Raw genomic sequence first — 20266 nt, 5'->3', positions numbered from 1 at the left:
ATGTGGTGGACTGAAAATGACCAAACTCGTCTATTTCGCATGGGTGCGCGAACGGATCGGCAAGGGTGAGGAATATCTCGACCTCGAACCCTCGATCGTGACAGTCGGTGATCTCCTCGCGCATCTGAAGACGCGCGGCGAAGAATATGAAGCTGCTTTCGAGTATCAGGATGTCATCCGGGTGGCGATCAATCAGGAACATGTCGATCACGATGCGCCGATCAAAGGCGCAACCGAGATCGCTCTCTTCCCGCCCATGACAGGGGGATGAAGCATGGGCAGGGTCAAACCGCTCATTCTCATCCAGAGCGGCGATTTTGATACCGCCGTCGAGATAGCCCGCATGACCAAGGACCGCCGCGGTATTGGCGCGGTGGTGACATTCAGCGGTCTGTGCCGCGATGAGGCCGGCACGCTGGCGGCGCTGGAAATCGAACACTACCCCGGTATGGCCGAGGCAGAAATTGGCCGCATTGCCGATGAGGTCCTGAGCCGCTGGTCCCTGACGGGTCTTACGGTCGTGCATCGTTACGGCTTTATCAAACCTGGCGAGAATATCGTCCTCGTCGTGGCCGCATCCGCGCATCGCCACGCCGCCTTTGAGGCGGCATCATTCCTGATGGATTACCTGAAAAACGCCGCACCATTCTGGAAGAAGCAGCATCTCGTCAGCGGCGACCAAAGCGGCTGGGTCGAGGCAAAGGCGAAAGACGAGGAAGCGCTCAAGCGCTGGCAGAAGGTCAAATGAATCGTATCGCCGTTGGATCACTCGTCATCGGCTTCGTTGCCGTGCTGGTGCTGCTGGTATTGTCGTTTTCCGCGCGGGGCGACGAACTCAGGGACGTGAATTGGCTCGTGGAGGATATCAATGGCGGTGGGGCGATCGACTATGCGCAGACGACGCTGCTCATCAAAGCCGATGGATCGGCAAGCGGCTCTGGTGGATGCAACCGTTTCACGACCCGCGTGACGATTGCCGGATCGAAGCTTGCTTTCAAGCCTGCGGCAGGAACACGTATGATGTGTGCACCGGCAGTAATGGACCAGGAACAGAAGTTCTTCTCGGCACTGGAACAGACGCGTTCCTACACCATAGAGGCTGACACCGGAAAACTGTTCCTGCGCGATGGAGCCGGTAAAGTCATCGCCCGCCTGGCTCGCGAGAAGTAGAAAAATATCCTCAAGCAATAAAAAAGCCGGGCATTTGCCCGGCTTTTTTCATTCGATAGGTGTCGGATTATCCAACAATCTCGGTGCCCGAGAACCAGTAGGCGATTTCTTCGGCAGCGGTCTCGGGAGCATCGGAACCGTGAACCGAGTTTTCGCCGATCGAAAGAGCGAAAGTCTTGCGGATCGTGCCTTCGTCAGCATTGGCCGGGTTGGTCGCGCCCATGATTTCGCGGTTGCGGGCAATGGCGTTTTCGCCTTCGAGAACCTGAACGATCGTTGGACCCGAGGACATGGAATCAACCAGTTCGCCAAAGAACGGACGCTCCTTGTGCACGGCGTAGAAGCCTTCAGCCTCGCGGCGGCTCATCCAGACGCGCTTGGAAGCAATGACGCGCAGACCAGCCTCTTCGAACTTCTGCGTGATGGCGCCGGTGAGGTTGCGACGGGTAGCGTCGGGCTTGATCATCGAAAAAGTGCGTTCAATTGCCATGAAATGAAACCTTGTCTTTAGGGGGAATGGTGGCGGCTCTATAGCGGCAGGCAGCCCATTTGCCAAGAGACCTTTTGCCAATCCACCCCGATGGACACATGGCAGTGCCACAACGGCGGCTTTATGAACGCAAGTTATTGCGCCGCAGCGCCGATCCGGCGCGCAATGCCATCATGCAGATCGAGACAGCGCTCGAACCAGCCATGCACCGGATCGCTTTCGTCCAGCAATTTATAGGGCGTCAGGACCCGAGCCCATTGAAAGGCCCCAAAGACGATGTAGTCGCTGAACAGCGGCCCTTCCCCGCCGATAAACGGCTGCGACAGGAGCATCTTGCGCATGGGCTCGAGGCTTCTGGTAAAGGCTTCGCGCTTTGCATCGCGCTCGCCAGCGACATCCTCGAGTTTGCGGCCGAAGATCTTCTCGCGGCTCTCGCGGAAATAGGCCCGGTTGGGCGCATCGAGCAGGTCGTGCACCGGCATGAGGATCACCACGTTCATATAGGGGTGGATGGTCATCTGCGACCAGCCCTCGACAAAGCGGGCCATGGCGCGGCCGCCCTCGCCCTTGAACAGCGATGGCCGGTCCGGATAGTGGTCCTCCAGGTAGAGCGCGATTTCAAAGGAATCCGCAACGACCTTTTCTCCATCACGTATGATAGGGACCTTGGCGGAATAGCCATTCTCGAGTCGAGGAATATCCTTGAAGGAAATCGGATTGCGGCCAAAAGGGAGCCCCTTGTGGGCCAACGACATTACCGTTTTCCAGCAATGCGGACTAAAGGGACGGTTTTTGTCAGCACCGACGAGTTCGTGAAGAATGATTCCCATGGAAAGCCGCCTCTCTTTGGATAATATGGCAGCAAGACTGACTCTTTTCGGCAGAAAGTCAATTTGATGGAACAGCATTTTCGTATGTTCGCCGCCTATAATCGCTGGGCGAATGAGCGGCTATACACCGCCGCCGCAGACCTGAACGATGAAGAATACCGGCGCGACATGCATGCATTCTTTTCATCCCTGCACGGAACACTGAACCATCTGCTCGTCACCGACCGTATCTGGCTCCACCGCTTCACTGGTGAAGGCGATGCTCCGAAGGCGCTTCGATGCAATCCTTTTTCACAAGCTGGAAGAGTTGAAGATTGCGCGGGAAAAAGAGGACGCAAGGATTGTCGGCTGGATCAACGGGCTGGACAGCGCGGCAATTGCCGGGCGTTTCAACTATACGACGATCAGCGATATGCGGACAATCAGCCAGAGGCTGGCACCAGCACTGGCGCATCTATTCAACCACCAAACCCACCATCGCGGCCAAGCTCACGCCATTTTAACTGCGCTTGGAAGGGCGGCGCCATCCTTGGATCTCATCCAGTTTCAACGCACGGAAGAGGGCCGACCTTATTCATAACCGTTGCATCGCCACCGTGCGCCATTCGACAAGCTCAGATTGAGGGAACAGGTTGGTTGCAGGGAGATTCAGGATGCGAAATTGGTGATTGTCTTTTGCAGTCGAACAATTTCCCTCGTGGTGAGCCTCGTCGAACCATGCACATCAGATATGCAACACGAATACCTTGCGGAAAAGGCAATTCCCGTGCAAAAGCGCGGCCATGCTTATTCTTGACGACATATCCGTGCGTATGGCCGGCCGCCTGCTGATCGATCACGCCAGCCTGAACCTGCCATCCGGCACCAAGGCGGGCCTCGTTGGGCGCAACGGCGCGGGCAAATCCACGCTGTTCAAGGTGATAACCGGCGAGCTTCACGCGGAAACCGGCGATTTCTTCCTGCCGAAAAATATCCGTATCGGCCAAGTCGCGCAGGAAGCGCCAGGCACCGAAGATTCGCTGATCGAAATCGTACTTGCCGCCGACGCTGAACGCACCACCCTGCTTGCCGAAGCCGAAACGGCAACGGATCCCCATCGCATCGCCGATATTCATATCCGGCTGGCCGATATTGATGCCCATTCGGCAGAAGCACGCGCTGGCGCCATCCTTTCCGGTTTGGGTTTCGACGCCGAAGCACAAAAGCGCCCCGCCTCGTCCTTCTCAGGCGGCTGGCGCATGCGCGTCGCTTTGGCCGCGGTTCTTTTCGCCGAACCCGACCTTCTGCTCCTCGACGAGCCGACGAACTATCTCGATCTCGAAGGCACGCTATGGCTCGAGGATTATGTGCGGCGTTATCCGCACACGGTTATTCTCATCAGCCATGACCGCGATCTCCTGAACTCAGCAGTCAATTCGATCATTCATCTGGACCAGACAAAACTGACGCTATGGCAGGGCAATTACGACCAGTTCGAGCGACTGCGCAGCGAAGCGCTCGAGCTGCAGCAAAAGCAGCGCACCAAGCAGGAAGCGCATCGCAAGCACATGGAAGCGTTCGTGGAACGCTTTCGGGCGAAGGCTTCCAAGGCCAAGCAGGCGCAGTCCCGTTTGAAAGCACTGCAGAAGCTGAAGCCGATCTCCGCTGTCATCGAAGATCACGTGCAGCCATTTCATTTTCCGGAACCGGAAAAGGTGGTGGCATCGCCAATCATCGCGATTGAAAGCGGCGAAGTCGGTTACACACCCGGCAAGCCTATCCTTCGGCACCTCAATCTACGCATCGATGCGGACGATCGCATCGCGCTGCTCGGCTCGAACGGCAATGGTAAATCGACGCTGGCCAAGCTGATCAGTGGACGTCTGCCTTTGCAAGGCGGCAAGATGACCGTGGCGCCGAACCTGAAGATTTCGTTCTTTGCCCAGCATCAGCTCGACGATCTCATTCCCGAAGACAATGCGATCGAGCATGTGCGCAAATTGATGCCCGACGCCCCGGAAGCCAAGGTGCGTGCCCGCGTTGCACGGATGGGACTTGCCACCGTCAAGATGAACACGGCCGCGAAGGATCTTTCAGGCGGCGAGAAGGCGCGGCTGCTGATGGGCCTCGCAACCTTCCAAGGCCCGAACCTGCTTATCCTCGATGAGCCAACCAACCATCTCGACATCGACAGCCGTGAAGCGCTGATGCATGCGCTCAACGATTTCGACGGCGCAGTCATCCTGATCGCCCACGACAGGCATCTGATCGAGGCGACCATGGACCGGCTGTGGCTGGTGCGCGATGGCGGCGTTGCACCCTATGATGGCGATCTCGACGCCTATCGTTCGCTGGTTTTGGCCGACGCCAAAGCCGAGCGGACTGGCAATGGCAAGATTGCGACTGACGAAGGCCAGAAGCTGACAAAAGCCGAGCAGCGCAAGCTTGCCGCGCAGAAGCGCGAAGCCCTGAAGCCTCTGCAGAAGAAGATCCAGGAAGCCGAGGCGCAAGTGCACCGCTTCCAGAAAAAGATCGATACGCTGCAGACTCAGCTTGCCGATCCCATCATCTACACGCGGGAGCCCGCCAAGGCGGCGCAGATCGGCAAGGAGATCGGCTATGCGAAATCGTCGCTCGCTCGCGCCGAAGAAGAGTGGCTGACACTTTCGAGCGAGTATGAAGAAACGATGACGGAGCTGGCGCAGTAGCGCCGGTTACCCCCGGATACTACCGCTGGAATAACGGCGGTCGTGTAAAGTGAGTGCAGCTGCCAGCCGAGCGTCTCGTACAGTGCCCGGCCATCCGGAGTTGCCACCAGCGCCGCACGACGCACGCCTTGGTCGTGCGAAAGCGTTTCAAGCTGCTTCATAAGCGCACGGCCAAGCCCCTTGCGGCGGTGGTTATCGTGCGTACAGATCCGGTCATAGACCGCAAGCTCACCCGGAAAACCGATCCGTCCCGTCGCTGCAATCTCACCGCTCCCATCGAGGACATTCACGATGGTGACGCCGACGTGCTGCTGATGATCGAAGACATATCCATCCGGCAGGCAAGCAGGCCCACCCGGCATCGGTCCGGAGAGCAGCATCATGAAGCCGGGCGATTCAAGCCGCCAAGGTTGCGGCAGATTGGTCCGGACAATTCCCGGTGGCGCACAGACTTTAAGGAAGACAAACGGTTCGGAAATTGTCTCCGCATGCTGGCGGACATGATCGGAATAGGCCGCGAACACATGCCGCCGCTTCTGGTCCGGCAGACCGACTTCAATGCGATAGCCACCGTTCGCGAAAACGGGCGCTGTCACCTGCCGTGTCAGCGCCCATCCCTCGACCCAAATCCTGACCACCGCAGGATCGGCCTTCAAATCGCGTTCATCGATTGCCATCGGCCACCTATAGCTGTTTCTGCATTTCGATCGCCAGCAGATTTTGTTTGCGAAGCGGCAAGGCATAGCCTGCAATGAGTGCACCAATGCCAATGACAGTCGATACGATGAAGATCGCGATCGTGGCCCCGCGCAAAGCGTCCGGTGTCGTCGCTTCCGGATATCCCACGGCATTGGCAGTTAGTCCGGCGACGGCGGCGCCGATCGCATAACCCGCGGATTGCAGGGTCGGTAGCAGTGCCGAAGCGCGATCGCGCTCACCGCTGCGCGCCGATTCCATGACTGCCTGGCTGAGGAAGCCCCAACTCACGCCAAAACCCGTACCGATAAAGATCTGTCCCAGCATCACCACAAGCGGCATATCGAGTGAAAAGCCGAAGACGATGACGGCAAGGCCGGTAACAAGCAATGTGGGTCCCAGGCGGATCAGCCAGGCCCGGTAGCGCGGATCCTGAATATTGGCGACGAAGATCGCACAAGTACTCCATGCGATGGCGAAGGTGGCGTTGAAAGCACCCGCCTTGGTCGGGCCGTATCCCCAGAGATCCTGCAGTGTCATGACCAGATAGACCGAGGTTGAAGCTTGCGCTACCGGCATGAGCAGGACGATCCACAGCCCAATGCCGACGGTGGAGTTCAGCGCGAAGGCATCGGATGGGAAAAGCGGCGTGCGACTGCGCCGATCGACAGCAATGACCGCGGCCAGCATCGCGGCCGCGCCGAGCACGAACAGAACCTCCAGCATGATCGCCTGCATAATACTGGCGAGCGCAACGAGCATAATGCCACAACCGATGGCAGCCAGCCGCAGAAAGGGAACAGAAAGCCGCGCGACCTCACCGGAAAATTTGGGCACAATGCGGAAGACCAGCGCAATAAAGATCAATGCAAGCGGCACATTGACCAAAAACGCGGCGCGCCATGACAGGTGCTCGGTCAGCAGCCCGGAAACCAGCGGCCCGCCAAAGGCGGCAACGGCCCAGACAACGGCTTCCGCACCAAACACCTTGGCAACGAGACGCGAAGGAAAGAGCTCGGGAATGAGCGCATAACAGGTGGCGGCGATGATACCCTCGCCCAAGCCCTGCAGGGCGCGGCCGATCAGGACCTCTGTCATCGACGAAGCGAAGGCGGCGATGAGGGTTCCGGCAAGGAACACAAGCGCCGAGCCGACCAAAGCCGTGCGCGCACCAAGCCGCGCTTTGAGCAACGCACCGCTGGCACCGCCGACAATGGAGAGGACGAGATAAAGCGTGAAAGCCCAGGAAATGAGTTCAAGCCCGCCAATCTCCCGGACGGCCGTGGGCAACGAGGTAGAAACGAGAAAGCCGTTGAAGGCAAACAGCGCCACACCAAGGCAAAGCGTCATTGTTGCCGCCGAATAGCGAGGGCTCAAGAGTTCCGACCAGCTGGTACTGCCGGTTTCAGGCGCGTCATGCATGGCATTTCCTCAATTTAACAAGTTTTTTGTTTTTATATTCCTCTTAATAAAACAAGCAATAGCTTTTTAAATTTTTCTTGCTATCTTACGACCATGCAGGATCGCACGACAAATCGCATGCTCTATTCGCTGAAGGTTGCCGGGCCGCTGACAGCGGCCGCGCTCGGTGAACGGCTTGGAATTACTCCGGTGGCAGTGCGGCAAATGCTGGCTCGCCTCGGTGAAGATGGTCTTGTCGGTTTTGAAGACAGCCGGGAAAGCGTTGGGCGGCCAAAGCGTTACTGGCATTTGACCGACGCAGGCAACGCCCAGTTTCCCGACAATCACGCGGCACTCACGGCGGACATACTCGCATCCGTCTCGGCAGTGTTCGGTGACGCCGGGCTCGACAGTCTGATCTCTCATCGGGAAAAGGCCACACTGAATCAATATCGTGCAGCGCTGGAGCCACTCGATTCCATAGAAGCCAAGGTCCGGCAGTTGGCTGAAATTCGCTCCGCTGAAGGCTATATGGCCGAGGCCAAGCACGAGCTGAACGGTGATCTTGTTCTGATTGAGAATCATTGCCCGATCTGTGTTGCGGCAAAAGCCTGTCAGAAGCTGTGCCGCTCGGAACTGGAAGTCTTTCAAGGAGCCTTAGGGCCGAATGTCGAGATCAGTCGGTTCGAACACATATTGAAAGGCGCGCGGCGTTGTGCATATCGCATCACCGAAAAGCAGCAGGATAATCCTCAACTGGCGATGAAGCTGTAGAGCATCGGACTCATGAAACTGTTGCCGACGCGCCAATAGTCCCGCAGCGGTCCGCCTTCACATTGAAATCCGAGTCGTGTTACCAGCCTTATCGACGGCGCATTGTCCGGATGGATGATCGCCGCGATGCGCCGCGTCTTCAGGTTATCGACGCAATGCGTTATCAGGGCCTGAACGGCTTCGCTCATCAAGCCAAGGCGATGCCAGTCCGCGTTGAGAATATAGCCAATTTCCAGCCTGCGGTTGCGCGCTTCACGATGATGATAATTGACCATGCCAATGCACTCATCGGTTTTCGCGTCCGCAACCGCCCATGCGATCGATTCGTAAGGTGACGTGGTCTTGGCGAGAATCCGCACCCAGCGCCGGGTCTCCTGAATGTTTTCGCAGGCCGAAAAATCCCAATAGCGCACCAGCCTCTCATTGCCGAGACACGCATGCAGACCGGCATCGTCTTTCGGCTCGAATTGGCGCAGGCGCAACCGTTCGGTCAGGATGGTTGGAAAAGGAGTTGCCTGATCGGCCATCACCTGCCCCATTTCGGTGGTGGAGATTCATGGCTCGCGGCCTTGCGGCCACGGCGCAGACGAACAAGGCCGAAAATACTGATAGCAATCAGGGCAATGCCCGCAGGCACGGCGCGCCGGTCGAAGCCGATCACATCCCTGCGCAAGACGAGATCGACTTGCGCTACTTCCAGGCCATCATAGTCGCCCGGACCGATGATGAAAACATGATCGCCGTCTTCGACCGGTTCGATGTCGCCGATACTGTCGCGATAGACCTGCGGGCCTTGCGGCGAACCCTTGTTGGTTGCCTTGGAACTGACATAGGTCAACGTCTTGACGAGAACATCCTTGCCCTGACGCGTCACGACACCAGTCAGGGCCGTGCGTCCTTCTGAAGGGACGAAATTGCGCAGGGGCTGCATATCGACGAATGCGCGTACCGGCGCGTCACCCTTCTTCAGGTTAACGGTGACAGGCTTGTAAGGCCCCGGACGGTCGTAAACACGCCAGGAGCCCAATTCCTCCCCCGAAAAATTCGTCGCAACCCAAGGATATCCCACCCCGAGCACGATCCCAACAACCAAGAGGAGCAATAGAACGGGCCGCATCAATAATCTCTCAAGCTTTCTTTTCCCACCGCCCTTCGGCGTTCTGTTGCCAGTAAGTCAGCGTGTGACCCTGCTCCTTCAACAATTTCCATTGTGCCCGCGCCTGCTCCAGTTGCTGCTGATCGTGGCCATCGAACATCAGCACCAGCCGATCATAGGCCCCGACATTGTGCGGTTCTGCACCATCGACGAGGAAGCGCACCGTTGCACCATTTGGATTGCTGTCACCCGTGGTCAGTATGATGGGCTGCTCTTCGGGATGCGGCTCCTGATCGGTCGCATGGGCCAGGAAGGAGGCATCGGACCAGGTCCACAGGTGGTTGTCGAGACTGTCGCGCCGCTCCTCCGAACCGGTCTGAATGACGACCTTCCACTGACGTTCGAGCGAGCGTTCAACCAGACCGGGCAGCGCATTTTCCAGCGTCGATTCAGTCAGATGATAGAAGAGGATTTCGGTCATTTGCGCTCGGGGTCAGAATTTCGTGTGTTTCGATCGGGTCTTTGCCATGACTGTTTCCATTCGAAAGCCATTCCACCATTCGCGCAAGCGAGGGCATTCGTCAATCAGTGCCGTTCCTTGCGGCACACTGTCTGCGGCTCCAAGCACGCTGGCAAGATAGAATGTCGCCAAGGTCCAGCGGTTGAAACATGCATCGGGCGAGGTGTCAAAGAAACCGTCCAGCACCCCAAGAGCTTGGCGTGATTTCTCAAGGGCCTCCTGCGCCGGTTCCAGCCCCTCACGCCACCAGACTGGAACGTATAGCCCCCAAACCAAGGGACGATAGGCATAATTATCGACTATCCGCATGATCTGGCGCATGCGTGCAGCCGTTTCAGCATCTGAGGGCGTCAGTGCCGGGCGTTCAATGACCGCGTCGATGTAGTGGACGACGGCGTCGGTTTCATAAAGGCGCACGCCGTCCATTTCCATCGCCGGAATACGTTTGAAGGGATGGCGGAGATTGTAATCTTCCGGCAATCTACCTCCTTCAAACGGATCCGTCTCAATCAGCACAAACTCGACCTCCTTTGCCAAGAGGACAAGCCGCACCATGCGGGTATAGACACTTTCCTCGGTTCCGTAGAGTCTGACCTCCACCGAATTTACCCCTCGAAATGGTCTCGAACGAGCCGATCGAGAAGGCGCACGCCGAAGCCCGAGGCCCACGATTGATTATACTCCGTCGCCGGTGAGCCCATAGCCGTTCCGGCAACATCCAGATGCGCCCAAGGCGTGCCACCAACAAAGCGCTGCAGGAACTGTGCAGCGATGATGGCGCCACCATGGCGGCCACCGATATTCTTCATATCGGCGTTCTTGGTGTCGATCAGCTTGTCATATTCATCGCCGAGCGGCATGCGCCACAGCTTTTCACCAGTCGCCTGACCGGCGTCGAAGAGTTGTCCCGCGAGCGCATCATCGTTGGAAAAGAGGCCTGCACGGTAGACGCCAAGCGCCACCATGATAGCACCGGTCAGCGTTGCGAGATTGATCATGAACTTTGGATTGAAGCGTTCGTTGCAATAATAAAGTGCATCGGCGAGAACAAGACGCCCTTCGGCGTCAGTATTGAGAACCTCGATGGTCTGACCGGACATGGAGGTGACAATATCGCCCGGACGCTGAGCATCGCCATTGATCATGTTTTCGACAATGCCGATGATGCCGACCACGTTGACCTTGGCCTTGCGTGAAGCGAGTGCATGAATGAGGCCCGTAACGGCCGCGGCGCCACCCATATCACCTTTCATTTCGTCCATGCCAGCGGCGGGTTTGATGGAGATACCACCCGAATCGAACGTGACGCCCTTGCCGACAAAAGCAATCGGCTTATCTTTGCCCTTGGCGCCATGCCATTCCATGACAGCCAGGCGCGCCGGACGCACAGAGCCCTGCGCGACACCCAGCAGCGAGCCCATGCCAAGCTTCTTCATGTCCTTTTCGGTGAGGATTTCGACCCTGACGTCCAGTTTTTTCAGTTCCTCAACACGTTCGGCAAACTCGACGGGACCGAGGATATTGGCGGGTTCGTTGACGAGATCGCGCGCTAGAATCACACCCTCTGCCACGGCCTCCGCGTTGGCGAAGGCTTTTTCGCGGCTTGGGGATCGGCTACATGGATGGTGATCTTTGCGGCAAATTTCTCTTGCTTCTCGCCGTCGCCATTGTCTTTCTTCGTCTTGTATTTGTCGAAGGTGTAAGAGCGCAGCAGCATGCCAAGCGCAAATTCGGCGGCATTTTCGGCCGTGATGCCGGCGCCGGGCAAGGCGAGAACGACCGCCACGTTCTTGGCGGTGCCGATCTTTGAAAGCGGCGCGCCGCCAATTTTCAGCCAGTCATCCCCGTTCAGTTTGGCCGGATCGCCGGCGCCGGCCAATATTACGCGCTCCAGTTCCGTACCCGCGGGTGCAATCGTCGAGAGGGTCGCCGCCAGTTTTCCCTTGAATTCCGAGACATCGATGATACGCGACAGCAATGCTGGTCCGACAACAGATTCGGCTTCTGCAGCGACTTTGCCTTCAGCGGCAACCAGCAAGATTGCAGTGCCGCTTTCGACGGCTGCAAATTTGGCGAAACTGATGGATGGACGTTTGGACATGATATCTCCAGATGAACAAAAATGTGACTTTCCTATTCATCAGAACTGATGAATGGAGGGGTTAACGACGAAGGGGTTGGCTAAGGCCTTGTTAACCAGCTTTCTTCGCCTATTTTTAGCCAAGCCTGACTAGAGTGAACATATGTCGGGTTTGTTGAACATGTAACGGGTTCGTCCCATAGTGCGGCAAAATAATGCCATGGCTCCCATGGCATAGATGAACGGTCGGACACGCGCGAACGGCTGGTCGAACAAGGTGGCGGAACTCTCTTTGCGAAACATGACATGCGCCTGATTGAGATATACATCTTGCGACGGATCGTCGTCATGTTTTTTGCCGTGCTGCTTTCAGCGGTCGCAATTACATGGATCGTCCAGGTCCTTGGACGCATCAACTTCCTTACCACCAGCGGTCAGAGCTTTTTCTATATCCTTAAATTCAGTTCGAACCTGCTCCCCAATGCCTTCCCCATCGTCATGCCGTTTGCACTCGTCATCGCTGTGACGCAAACGCTTTCGACGATGAATCAGGATTCGGAACTGGTGGTGATCAATGCTGCCGGCGCGCCGCGTTCTGCCGTGATCCGGCCCGTCATGCTTTTTGCAATCGTTATCGCGATCGCGTCGTTCCTGATCGCCAACTTCGTTGTGCCCTACTCCCAGATGAACATGCGCCAGATGGTGGCGGATGCGCGCGCTGACGTCATCAATCTCGTCGTTCAACAGGGCACGTTCAAGGAACTCGACAAAGACCTCTATCTCCAGATCGAGAACCGCGATTCCAATGGAGCGATCAAAGGCCTTTTCGTTTCAGATTCGCGAGATAAAACCACCGACCTGATTTACTACGCCAAGGACGGCCTGGTTGTTGAAACCGGCGCTCAAAGCTTGTTGATTATGAAGGACGGCGAAATCGATCGCCGCGATGTCCAGACGGGCAATGTTTCGATCATCAAATTCAATACCTATGCGCTTGATCTTGCGGCTTTCCTCTCGTCGGACGACAAGGAAGTCAGTATTTTCCCGAAGGATCGTCCTCTTGATTATCTGTGGAATCCGGATCCCAATGACAAGCAGTATCAGCAGAGGCCGCTCCGCTATACGTCGGAGCTCTACAAACGTTTGTCGGATTGGATGTATCCCATTGTCTTTGCTCTAATTTCCCTGGCCGCAGCAGCAGATTCCCGGTCGCATCGCGAAGCACGCATATCTGCCTCTTTCACCGCGATCACCTTGAGCCTCATTGTATTCTGGCTGGGATATTCGACAGGTCAGAGCACGGATAAGAATGCTTCATTGCTACCCTTGCTCTTTGCTTTTCCGATTCTTGCCGCTCTCTCAGCGACATACGCGCTCGCCACCAATCGCCAGATTGGCGTACCGGTGACATGGACCAATTGGGCCAGGAATACTGTCGCGTCACAACAGACGGCATTCGCCGGTGCAGTAGCAAAATTATTCGGGCGCAAGCGCGGAGGATTCAGGAAATGATCGGCTGGACCCTCGGGCGCTATTTCTTTCTCCGCTACGTGGTAATCACCACCTATTTCCTGCTTGGAAGCTTCGCACTCGCTCTTATCCTCGATTTTACGGAACTGTCCGGCAAATTGTCGTCTCTGCCGGATTATTCCGCGATCCAGGCATTCGGCCTGTCGGCAATGCGCATACCCTATATCATGCAGCAGGTGTTTCCATTCATTGCGCTGTTTGCCGCGATGGCGACACTCATATCCCTCAACAGGAAATATGAGCTGGTCGTCGCCCGCTCCGTCGGCGTCTCGGCATGGCAGTTTCTCTTGCCCGCGTGCACCGGCGCATTTCTGTTCGGACTGGCCGCTGTTCTGGTCGTCAATCCGCTGGCCGCTTGGGGCTTTGAGAGAAGCGAACAGATTACGGCTAACTGGCGCGCCGGAAAAGCCAATGATGTCTCGGCCGATCGCGTGCCCTGGTTGAGACAGAAGACCGAGGACGGAGAGACGATTATCGGCGCTAAATCGATCGTCAACCGGGGGTTGCGACTCATCGATGCCACGTTCATTCGCCTCGACAAGAATCAGGACATTCTCGAAAGGCTCGACGCTAAAACCGCTGACCTCGACGACGGTTTCTGGCGGCTGAACGATGTGACGAAATTCGTGTTGGGCGAGACCCCGGTTTCTCAAGCAACGGCGCAAATTCCAACGCATCTTCGCCCTGAATTCGTTGAAGAAAGCCTCGCCCGCCCCGAGACGATACCTTTTTTTGAGCTGCGTAACAAAATTGCCGCAGCTCGCTCTTTTGGCTATCCAGCCAACGCTTTTGACATGCATTTCCAGTCTTTATTGGCTTTGCCCGCACTCCTGATGGCGATGACTTTAATCGCTGCAACCGTTTCGTTGAAATTTGTACGTTTTGGACAATCGGGAACGATGATTCTGGGTGGCGTCCTCGCAGGCTTCGTGCTTTATGTCGTCACTGTTGTGGTCAAGGCATTTGGTAATGCGGGATTCGTCCCGCCTTTCATTGCAGCATGGACACCCGTGTTGATTGCGACGTTCTTTGGGGTCTCCTTTCTACTGCACAAGGAGGATGGTTAGAGTGGGATTGAATGTAACGCGCTCGGTGTTGCCGACGTGGTTTGCACGCCTTGCGTGTGGAACGGCGGTGCTATGCCTTGCGGGCGGGATTTCGCTCCCAGCCTATTCTCAGACGAGTGATGCGCTCGTCGGTAATATTCAGACGGATCCAAATGCTCAATTGCTGCTGGAGTCGGATGAACTCATCTATGACATCAACGCCAAAACCATCTCAGCGGTTGGCGGTGTGCAGATCGATTATGATGGCAACAGGCTCGTTGCGCGTCAGGTCACCTATGACCAGAATACCGGCCGCCTGAAAGCGATGGGCAAAGTTGAGATCGTCGAAAAAGACGGCAACAGGATTTATGCGGACAATCTCGATATTACCGACGATTTCCGCGAAGGTTTCGTCAATGCATTGCGCGTCGAAGCGGCCGACAATACACGTTTTGCAGCCGAGAGTGCCGAGCGTATCGGCGGCGAACTGACAACGTTCAATAACGGTGTCTATACCGCTTGCGAGCCCTGCCGCGCGAAGCCGGACAAGGCGCCCCTGTGGCAGGTTCGTGCGCAGAAGATCGTCTGGAACGGCAAGAAAAAAACCATTCGCTTCGAGCGTGGCCGCTTCGAGATGTTCGGTATGCCGCTGGCATTCCTGCCGGCTTTTGAAATTGCCGACCCGACAGTGAAGCGCAAGAGCGGCTTTCTGATGCCGAGCTACACCCACGAAACCGAACTTGGTTCTGGCATCAGCGTGCCCTACTTCTGGGCCCTGGCTCCAAACTATGATTTGACCACGACCGGCACATATTACACGAAGCAAGGATTCCTTGGTGAAGCAGAATGGCGTCACCGGCTTGCTAACGGCGCCTATAGCATCAGGCTTGCAGGCATCAGCCAGCAAGATCCGAACACATTCGCTCCGCCGGTTAACGGCGTTGGAGGTGAGCCGGAAGATCGTTCGAAAAACCGCGGGATGATCGGCACGAGTGGGGCATTCCGGATCAATCCACGCTGGTCATACGGCTGGAATATCATGGCCCAAACGGACAAGGCATTTGCCTATCGTTACGGGATTGAGAACTACGACGGCTATAACATCACCAACCAGGTCTATTTGACCGGCCTTCACGATCGCAATTACTTCGACCTGCGCTTCTATCAGTTCCTTGTGCAGGAAAGTATTCCGGACTCCGATCCTAGCGCGTCGGAACCCAAGCAGCCATGGGTTCTGCCAAGCCTTGACTACGCCTATACGCCGACGCAATCCGTCGCCGGGGGCGAGCTGAATGTCGATGTCAATCTGCAGAATTTGTATCGTGACAGAGAGGACGGCACTGCTCCAACGGGTCTGACACGCAGTGGATATTTGTCCGGCGTTGAGGGCAATGACGGCCGGATTACCGCCGAAGCGGAGTGGAAACGCACGTTCATTTCTGACTACGGTCTCGTTATCACCCCCTTCTCGCGCTCCGTGGTGACGGGATGTATGTCAATTCTGACTCGATCGGTGTTACGCGTTCAGAGGCTTTCCGTGCGATGGCAACCGCCGGACTCGAAACACGATGGCCAATCCTGTTCTCGACCACCAGTTCGACCCACGTGCTTGAGCCGACGGCGCAACTCTTCGTGCGCAACAATGAACCCTACGCGGGCAAAATGCCGAACGAAGATGCACAAAGCTTCGTGTTCGATGCGTCAAGTCTCTTCGATCGAGACAAGTACTCCGGATATGATCGCGTGGAAGGCGGCACCCGCGCCAACCTCGGCCTCCGCTATTCCGGAACATTCAACAATGGCTGGTCGCTCAATGGTATTGCCGGCCAATCGTTCCAACTGGGCGGCCTTAACTCCTTTGCAACGAGCGACTTCGTCAACGCTGGTGCGGAATCGGGGCTCGAATCAGCACGTTCCGATTATGTTGCAATGATTGGTGCCACGCATGGTGCTTTCACCCTGACAACAGGCGGCCGCTTCGACAAGGACACGTTTGACGTCAGACGCGCGGAAGTTGCGAGCACTACTTCCGGCAAGTATGGAACGCTTTTCGTCAAGTATGCCTTCATCGATTCGCAGCCCACATACGGTTTCGCTAATGACAGGCAGGAAATAACTGTTGGTGGATCGGCAAAAATTACACCGAATTGGCGTGTCCTCGGCTCCGGAACCTATGACATGGTTTCCGACACACTTGTAAAGCGGACAGCGGCATTGGCGTATGACGATGAGTGCTTCACATACATGATGTATTATCAACAGGAGCAGCCTGTCACCGCCAGCGGCGGAGAAGGCGATAAAACCACCAAGTTCGGCTTCAATATTTCGTTCCGAACCCTGTGGGAATTTGGCAAGCCGGTCGATATCGGGGGTATCTAACCACTTGCGAGAACTGGCCGCACTTGCGGCCAGTCATGCTTTTGCCTTAGTAAAGCGACAATAAGTGGGTCAAGCACCCCAACAACGAAGCTGAAATCCATTCGGCACGAATACTATACGATCGGAAATAGTGAGAAATGATGGTGAGGAAGCATATTCTTGCAGCAGCTGTTGCCACCGCATTGAGTTCTGCCATGACAGTTGGCCTAACTTTGCCGACTGCCGCGAGCGAAATCAAGATTGTCGTCAATGGAGCTCCAATCACCGATTACGACATTGCGCGGCGCGCGGCATTTCTGAAACTCCAGCGCAAGAAGGGCAATCTTACGCAGCAGGCGCGCGACGAGCTGACCGACGAGGCATTGAAGCGTCAGGAACTGAAACGTCTCAATATGCTCGTTTCGGACACCGAAGTGACTGACGCCTTTGCACGGTTCGCCACCAACAACAAAATGACGATTGCCCAGCTTACTGGTGTACTCGACAAGTCCGGCGTCACACCGGGACACTTCAAGGAATATATCCGTCTTCAGATGAGTTGGGGACGTGCGCTCTCCGCGCGTAACCGCACACCGGGTGGTGGCGCCAAGGTGAGTGAGCAGGAAGCGGTGCAGCGCATGCTTAAAGACGGTGGCAAGAAGCCAGTGTCGACCGAGTATCAATTGCAACAGGTCATATTCGTCGTGCCTGCCAACAACAAAGGCATTCTGCCCAAGCGCCGCAGTGAAGCCAGTGCCCTGCGCGCACGCTTCAGTGGCTGCAACACAACACGTGATATAGCCAAGGGGACCCTCGACGTCACCGTGCGCGATCTTGGTAAATTCATTGAACAGGAGTTGCCGCCAGAGTGGTCGAAGCAGGTCACCTCTACGCCGGTTGGCCAGGCCACCGCGATCCAGGACACGGACAAGGGCGTCGAATTTCTTGGAATTTGCTCAACCCGCCAGGTTTCCGATGATCGCGTTGCACGTATGGTCTTTACCCAGGAGGATGCGGCTGCGGCAGGCGCTGGCAAGCAGGACCCAACAGCAGCAGCAGTCGACAAGAAATATCTCGATGAATTGCGCAGCAAGGCGAAAATCGTCAACGAATGATCACCGCCGCACTCGCCGTCAGTTCCGGTGATCCGTCGGGCGTAGGCCCGGATATTGCCATCGCTGCGTGGCTATTGCGTGAGAAAATGCGGCTTCCAGCATTTTTTCTTCTTGCTGATCCGGAATTGATCGCCGCGCGCGCCGCCCTCCTCGGCTTGAAAATTCCGTTGGAAATCACGGCACCTGAGGCGGCGGCCGATGCATTTGCACACGCCTTGCCGATTGTCGCGCTGAAAAATCGTCAATCAAATCAGCCGGGTGTACCGCTCACGCGGAATGCAGCCGGGACGATAGAGGCTATCGAAGAGGCCGTAGCTCTTACCCTTTGTGCAAGAGCCCGTGCCGTTGTGACCTGTCCAATCGCCAAAAAGCCGCTCTATGAGGCTGGATTCAAGTATCCCGGGCATACAGAGTTTCTCGCGCATCTCGCGGGCCAACACCTGGGGCATGAAGTGACGCCGGTAATGATGCTAGCGGGCCCGTTGCTTCGGGCAGTTCCCGTAACCATCCATATTGCTTTGAGCAATGTCCCCGCTGTTCTTGATACGGCGACCATTCTGACCGTCTCCCGGATTACCGCCCTTGCCCTGAAGGATCAATTCGGCATTGCCAATCCGCGACTTGCGATTGCCGGGCTTAACCCGCATGCGGGCGAACACGGCACCATGGGCATGGAGGATGAGCTTGTCGTCCGTCCCGCAGTAGAAACACTGCGTTCAGAGGGCATCGATGTGAGGGGGCCTCTCCCGGCGGACACAATGTTCCACCCCGCGGCCCGGGCGACCTATGATGCCGCCATCTGCATGTATCATGACCAGGCGCTGATACCGGCAAAAACATTGGGCTTTGATGACAGCGTCAATGTCACGCTTGGCCTGCCTTTTTGTGCGCACCTCTCCGGATCATGGCACTGCGTTCGATATCGCAGGTTCAGGCAAAGCCAAGCCGGATAGTCTGATTGCCGCCTTGCGCCTTGCCGACGAACTTGCATCGCACCATGCGCAGCAAAAGCACCCCGCTGCATGAGTATCGACACCCTTCCCCCATTGCGAGAGGTTATCGATCGCCATGAGCTCATGGCGAAGAAATCGCTTGGCCAGAACTTCCTGTTCGACCTCAACCTCACTGCCAAGATCGCTCGGCAGGCGGGCGATTTGCAGGGACAGACGGTTATCGAAGTTGGCCCTGGACCAGGCGGCCTTACGCGCGCTCTGTTGGCTCAGGGGGCCAACGTCATCGCCATCGAACGTGACGAGCGTTGTCTGGCCGCATTGCAGGAAATCTCCGACCATTATCCCGGGCGTCTTCGTGTGGTCGCCGGGGATGCCCTTGAGACCGATTTCGAAGCACTGGCCGGAGACGACAAGGTAAAGATCATTGCCAATCTTCCCTATAATGTCGGCACACAATTACTGATCGGCTGGCTGCTTGCCGAACCGTGGCCACCTTTTCTACGCATCGCTGACGCTTATGTTTCAGCGCGAAGTGGCCGAGCGCATAGTCGCCCGGCCCGGCGCAGACGCCTATGGCCGTCTGGGTGTGCTGGCCGGCTGGCGAACGGAGGCGAAAATTACCTTCGATGTCCCGCCACAGGCCTTTACCCCGCCACCCAAGGTTACTTCATCCGTGGTGCACCTGGTGCCACGCGCCGAACCACTGGCCTGTGACGCCGCCACGCTTGGCCGCGTTACTCAGGCAGCCTTTGGGCAGCGACGAAAGATGCTGCGCCAGAGCATCAAGCCGCTCGGCGGTGAAACACTGCTCACGAAGGTAGGTATCGATCCGACGCGCCGCGCGGAAACGCTCTCGATTGACGAGTTCGTGGCCTTGGCTAACGCGCTCTAGAGCTTTTCGTCCAGCAGATTGCTGACAAAGTCGAACAGACCAGGACAACGGTCACGGCGCAGGCGTTCAGCTGTTACAATGGACTGGACCTGATGATAGGCCCGATTCAGATCTTCATTGACGATGACGTAGTCATAGGCACGCCAACGCTCGATCTCGTTGCGCGCATTGCGCAGGCGCATGTCGATAACTTCCTCGGTGTCTTCGGCGCGCCGATGCAGGCGCTGCTTTAGATCGGCCATGGATGGCGGCAGAATGAAGATGCTGACAACGTCGCCCTTCATCTTATCCTGCAATTGCTGGGCACCCTGCCAATCAATATCGAAAAGCATATCCTGACCATCGGCAAGGGCGTTTTCCGCTGCCTCGCGTGGTGTGCCATAGAAATTGCCATGAACTTCTGCCCATTCGATCAGTTCATCACTATCGCGCAAGCGTTCGAACTCACGTACCGAAATGAAATGATAGTGTACCCCGTCAATTTCGCTGGGCCGACGCGGGCGGGTAGTCACGCTGATCGACAACGCCAGTTCGAGTTTCTCTTTATCGTTAAGCAACAGGCGGGCAATCGTCGACTTCCCTGCCCCGGAGGGAGACGACAGGACGAGCATGAGACCGCGTCTTTTGA

General features: G+C 56.7%; 17 protein-coding genes and 5 pseudogenes. 12 read left to right on the top strand and 10 right to left on the bottom strand.

Annotated features, from left to right (window positions below; translation table 11 throughout):
- The first annotated feature begins 16 nt into the window (after positions 1–16).
- The 3 genes from moaD to N8E89_RS13850 are packed head-to-tail and all read left to right on the top strand — an operon-like array spanning position 17 to position 1170.
- The gene (gene moaD / locus N8E89_RS13860) at positions 17–271 is read left to right on the top strand and encodes a molybdopterin converting factor subunit 1 (RefSeq protein WP_112760832.1); all 255 of its coding nucleotides are present in this window, start codon (positions 17–19) and stop codon (positions 269–271) included.
- A gap of 3 nt (positions 272–274) precedes the next feature.
- Positions 275–748 (top strand): molybdenum cofactor biosynthesis protein MoaE, encoded by a 474-nt coding sequence (locus tag N8E89_RS13855; RefSeq protein ID WP_112760833.1) that lies wholly within the window; start codon positions 275–277, stop codon positions 746–748.
- Positions 745–1170, top strand: coding sequence for an META domain-containing protein (locus N8E89_RS13850; protein WP_112760834.1), 426 nt, complete (start codon positions 745–747; stop codon positions 1168–1170). Before N8E89_RS13855 ends, N8E89_RS13850 begins: the two co-directional genes overlap by 4 nt.
- Before the next feature lie 67 nt (positions 1171–1237).
- Here N8E89_RS13850 and ndk read toward each other — a convergent pair whose 3' ends face one another.
- Together ndk and N8E89_RS13840 are read right to left on the bottom strand one after the other, a co-directional pair.
- Positions 1238–1660, bottom strand: coding sequence for a nucleoside-diphosphate kinase (ndk, locus tag N8E89_RS13845; RefSeq protein ID WP_106664993.1), 423 nt, complete (start codon positions 1658–1660; stop codon positions 1238–1240).
- A 134-nt stretch (positions 1661–1794) separates the two neighbouring features.
- On the bottom strand, positions 1795–2490 hold the full coding sequence (locus N8E89_RS13840) for a glutathione S-transferase family protein (RefSeq protein ID WP_112760883.1): 696 nt from the start codon (positions 2488–2490) through the stop codon (positions 1795–1797).
- 66 nt (positions 2491–2556) lie between these two features.
- Between N8E89_RS13840 and N8E89_RS13835 the strand changes: the two are divergent.
- Positions 2557–3070, top strand: a pseudogene (locus tag N8E89_RS13835) (DinB family protein).
- Positions 3071–3272: 202 nt separating this feature from the next.
- Entirely contained in the window at positions 3273–5177 is a 1905-nt protein-coding gene (locus N8E89_RS13830; RefSeq protein WP_262260233.1) for an ABC-F family ATP-binding cassette domain-containing protein, read from the top strand.
- On the opposite strand, the gene N8E89_RS13825 is transcribed toward N8E89_RS13830, so the two are convergent.
- The gene (locus N8E89_RS13825) at positions 5087–5854 is read right to left on the bottom strand and encodes a GNAT family N-acetyltransferase (protein WP_262260230.1); all 768 of its coding nucleotides are present in this window, start codon (positions 5852–5854) and stop codon (positions 5087–5089) included. The two genes, N8E89_RS13830 and N8E89_RS13825, sit on opposite strands and share 91 nt — an antisense overlap.
- Positions 5855–5861: 7 nt before the next feature.
- Positions 5862–7295, bottom strand: a complete 1434-nt coding sequence (locus N8E89_RS13820; RefSeq protein ID WP_112760837.1) for an MFS transporter — start codon at positions 7293–7295, stop codon at positions 5862–5864.
- 117 nt (positions 7296–7412) lie between these two features.
- On the opposite strand from N8E89_RS13820, the gene N8E89_RS13815 reads away from it, so the two are divergent.
- Positions 7413–8048, top strand: a complete 636-nt coding sequence (locus tag N8E89_RS13815) for a helix-turn-helix transcriptional regulator (RefSeq protein WP_262260226.1) — start codon at positions 7413–7415, stop codon at positions 8046–8048.
- Here the strand turns inward: N8E89_RS13815 and N8E89_RS13810 are convergent.
- The 5 genes and pseudogenes from N8E89_RS13810 to N8E89_RS13790 form a co-directional block, all read right to left on the bottom strand.
- Positions 8027–8575, bottom strand: coding sequence for a GNAT family N-acetyltransferase (locus N8E89_RS13810; protein ID WP_162707277.1), 549 nt, complete (start codon positions 8573–8575; stop codon positions 8027–8029). The two genes, N8E89_RS13815 and N8E89_RS13810, sit on opposite strands and share 22 nt — an antisense overlap.
- Positions 8575–9075 (bottom strand): hypothetical protein, encoded by a 501-nt coding sequence (locus N8E89_RS13805; protein ID WP_262260223.1) that lies wholly within the window; start codon positions 9073–9075, stop codon positions 8575–8577. The genes N8E89_RS13810 and N8E89_RS13805 overlap by 1 nt, the downstream gene beginning before the upstream one ends.
- 100 nt (positions 9076–9175) lie before the next feature.
- Complete coding sequence (locus N8E89_RS13800; protein WP_262260222.1) at positions 9176–9625, bottom strand: DNA polymerase III subunit chi; 450 nt, start codon at positions 9623–9625, stop codon at positions 9176–9178.
- A 12-nt stretch (positions 9626–9637) separates the two neighbouring features.
- Positions 9638–10264 (bottom strand): glutathione S-transferase family protein, encoded by a 627-nt coding sequence (locus N8E89_RS13795; protein ID WP_262260221.1) that lies wholly within the window; start codon positions 10262–10264, stop codon positions 9638–9640.
- Positions 10265–10269: 5 nt separating this feature from the next.
- Positions 10270–11765 (bottom strand): annotated as a pseudogene (locus N8E89_RS13790) (leucyl aminopeptidase).
- 285 nt (positions 11766–12050) lie between these two features.
- On the opposite strand from N8E89_RS13790, the gene N8E89_RS13785 reads away from it, so the two are divergent.
- From N8E89_RS13785 to rsmA, 6 genes and pseudogenes are all read left to right on the top strand, one after another.
- The gene (locus N8E89_RS13785) at positions 12051–13256 is read left to right on the top strand and encodes an LptF/LptG family permease (protein ID WP_106664767.1); all 1206 of its coding nucleotides are present in this window, start codon (positions 12051–12053) and stop codon (positions 13254–13256) included.
- Positions 13253–14341, top strand: a complete 1089-nt coding sequence (gene lptG / locus N8E89_RS13780; protein WP_112760844.1) for an LPS export ABC transporter permease LptG — start codon at positions 13253–13255, stop codon at positions 14339–14341. The genes N8E89_RS13785 and lptG overlap by 4 nt, the downstream gene beginning before the upstream one ends.
- Before the next feature lies 1 nt (position 14342).
- Positions 14343–16699: pseudogene (locus N8E89_RS13775) on the top strand (LPS-assembly protein LptD).
- Positions 16700–16836: 137 nt separating this feature from the next.
- A complete protein-coding gene (locus N8E89_RS13770) occupies positions 16837–17793 on the top strand; it encodes a SurA N-terminal domain-containing protein (protein WP_106664761.1) in 957 nt (318 codons plus the stop codon).
- Positions 17756–18819, top strand: a pseudogene (gene pdxA / locus N8E89_RS13765) (4-hydroxythreonine-4-phosphate dehydrogenase PdxA). Before N8E89_RS13770 ends, pdxA begins: the two are co-directional and overlap by 38 nt.
- Positions 18816–19638 (top strand): annotated as a pseudogene (gene rsmA / locus N8E89_RS13760) (16S rRNA (adenine(1518)-N(6)/adenine(1519)-N(6))-dimethyltransferase RsmA). The pseudogenes pdxA and rsmA overlap by 4 nt, the downstream one beginning before the upstream one ends.
- Here rsmA and gmk read toward each other — a convergent pair.
- A complete protein-coding gene (gene gmk / locus N8E89_RS13755) occupies positions 19635–20249 on the bottom strand; it encodes a guanylate kinase (protein ID WP_210203768.1) in 615 nt (204 codons plus the stop codon). The pseudogene rsmA and the gene gmk sit on opposite strands and share 4 nt — an antisense overlap.
- Positions 20250–20266: the final 17 nt, after the last annotated feature.

Source organism: Phyllobacterium sp. A18/5-2 (assembly GCF_025452215.1).
Lineage (GTDB): Bacteria > Pseudomonadota > Alphaproteobacteria > Rhizobiales > Rhizobiaceae > Phyllobacterium > Phyllobacterium sophorae.
Note: the sequence above shows the minus strand (reverse complement) of the source record. Positions and strands in the feature narration are given on the sequence as shown.

Bases quoted from the DNA above. Each gene is read 5' to 3' on its own strand.
- N8E89_RS13850 (WP_112760834.1), top strand. From the start codon at position 745: ATGAATCGTATCGCCGTTGGATCACTCGTCATCGGCTTCGTTGCCGTG.
- gmk (WP_210203768.1), bottom strand. From the start codon at position 20,249: ATGCTCGTCCTGTCGTCTCCCTCCGGGGCAGGGAAGTCGACGATTGCC.
- N8E89_RS13830 (WP_262260233.1), top strand. From the start codon at position 3,273: ATGCTTATTCTTGACGACATATCCGTGCGTATGGCCGGCCGCCTGCTG.
- N8E89_RS13785 (WP_106664767.1), top strand. From the start codon at position 12,051: ATGCGCCTGATTGAGATATACATCTTGCGACGGATCGTCGTCATGTTT.
- N8E89_RS13815 (WP_262260226.1), top strand. From the start codon at position 7,413: ATGCTCTATTCGCTGAAGGTTGCCGGGCCGCTGACAGCGGCCGCGCTC.
- N8E89_RS13855 (WP_112760833.1), top strand. From the start codon at position 275: ATGGGCAGGGTCAAACCGCTCATTCTCATCCAGAGCGGCGATTTTGAT.
- moaD (WP_112760832.1), top strand. From the start codon at position 17: ATGACCAAACTCGTCTATTTCGCATGGGTGCGCGAACGGATCGGCAAG.
- lptG (WP_112760844.1), top strand. From the start codon at position 13,253: ATGATCGGCTGGACCCTCGGGCGCTATTTCTTTCTCCGCTACGTGGTA.
- N8E89_RS13800 (WP_262260222.1), bottom strand. From the start codon at position 9,625: ATGACCGAAATCCTCTTCTATCATCTGACTGAATCGACGCTGGAAAAT.
- N8E89_RS13825 (WP_262260230.1), bottom strand. From the start codon at position 5,854: ATGGCAATCGATGAACGCGATTTGAAGGCCGATCCTGCGGTGGTCAGG.
- N8E89_RS13810 (WP_162707277.1), bottom strand. From the start codon at position 8,575: ATGGCCGATCAGGCAACTCCTTTTCCAACCATCCTGACCGAACGGTTG.
- N8E89_RS13840 (WP_112760883.1), bottom strand. From the start codon at position 2,490: ATGGGAATCATTCTTCACGAACTCGTCGGTGCTGACAAAAACCGTCCC.
- N8E89_RS13820 (WP_112760837.1), bottom strand. From the start codon at position 7,295: ATGCATGACGCGCCTGAAACCGGCAGTACCAGCTGGTCGGAACTCTTG.
- ndk (WP_106664993.1), bottom strand. From the start codon at position 1,660: ATGGCAATTGAACGCACTTTTTCGATGATCAAGCCCGACGCTACCCGT.
- N8E89_RS13770 (WP_106664761.1), top strand. From the start codon at position 16,837: ATGATGGTGAGGAAGCATATTCTTGCAGCAGCTGTTGCCACCGCATTG.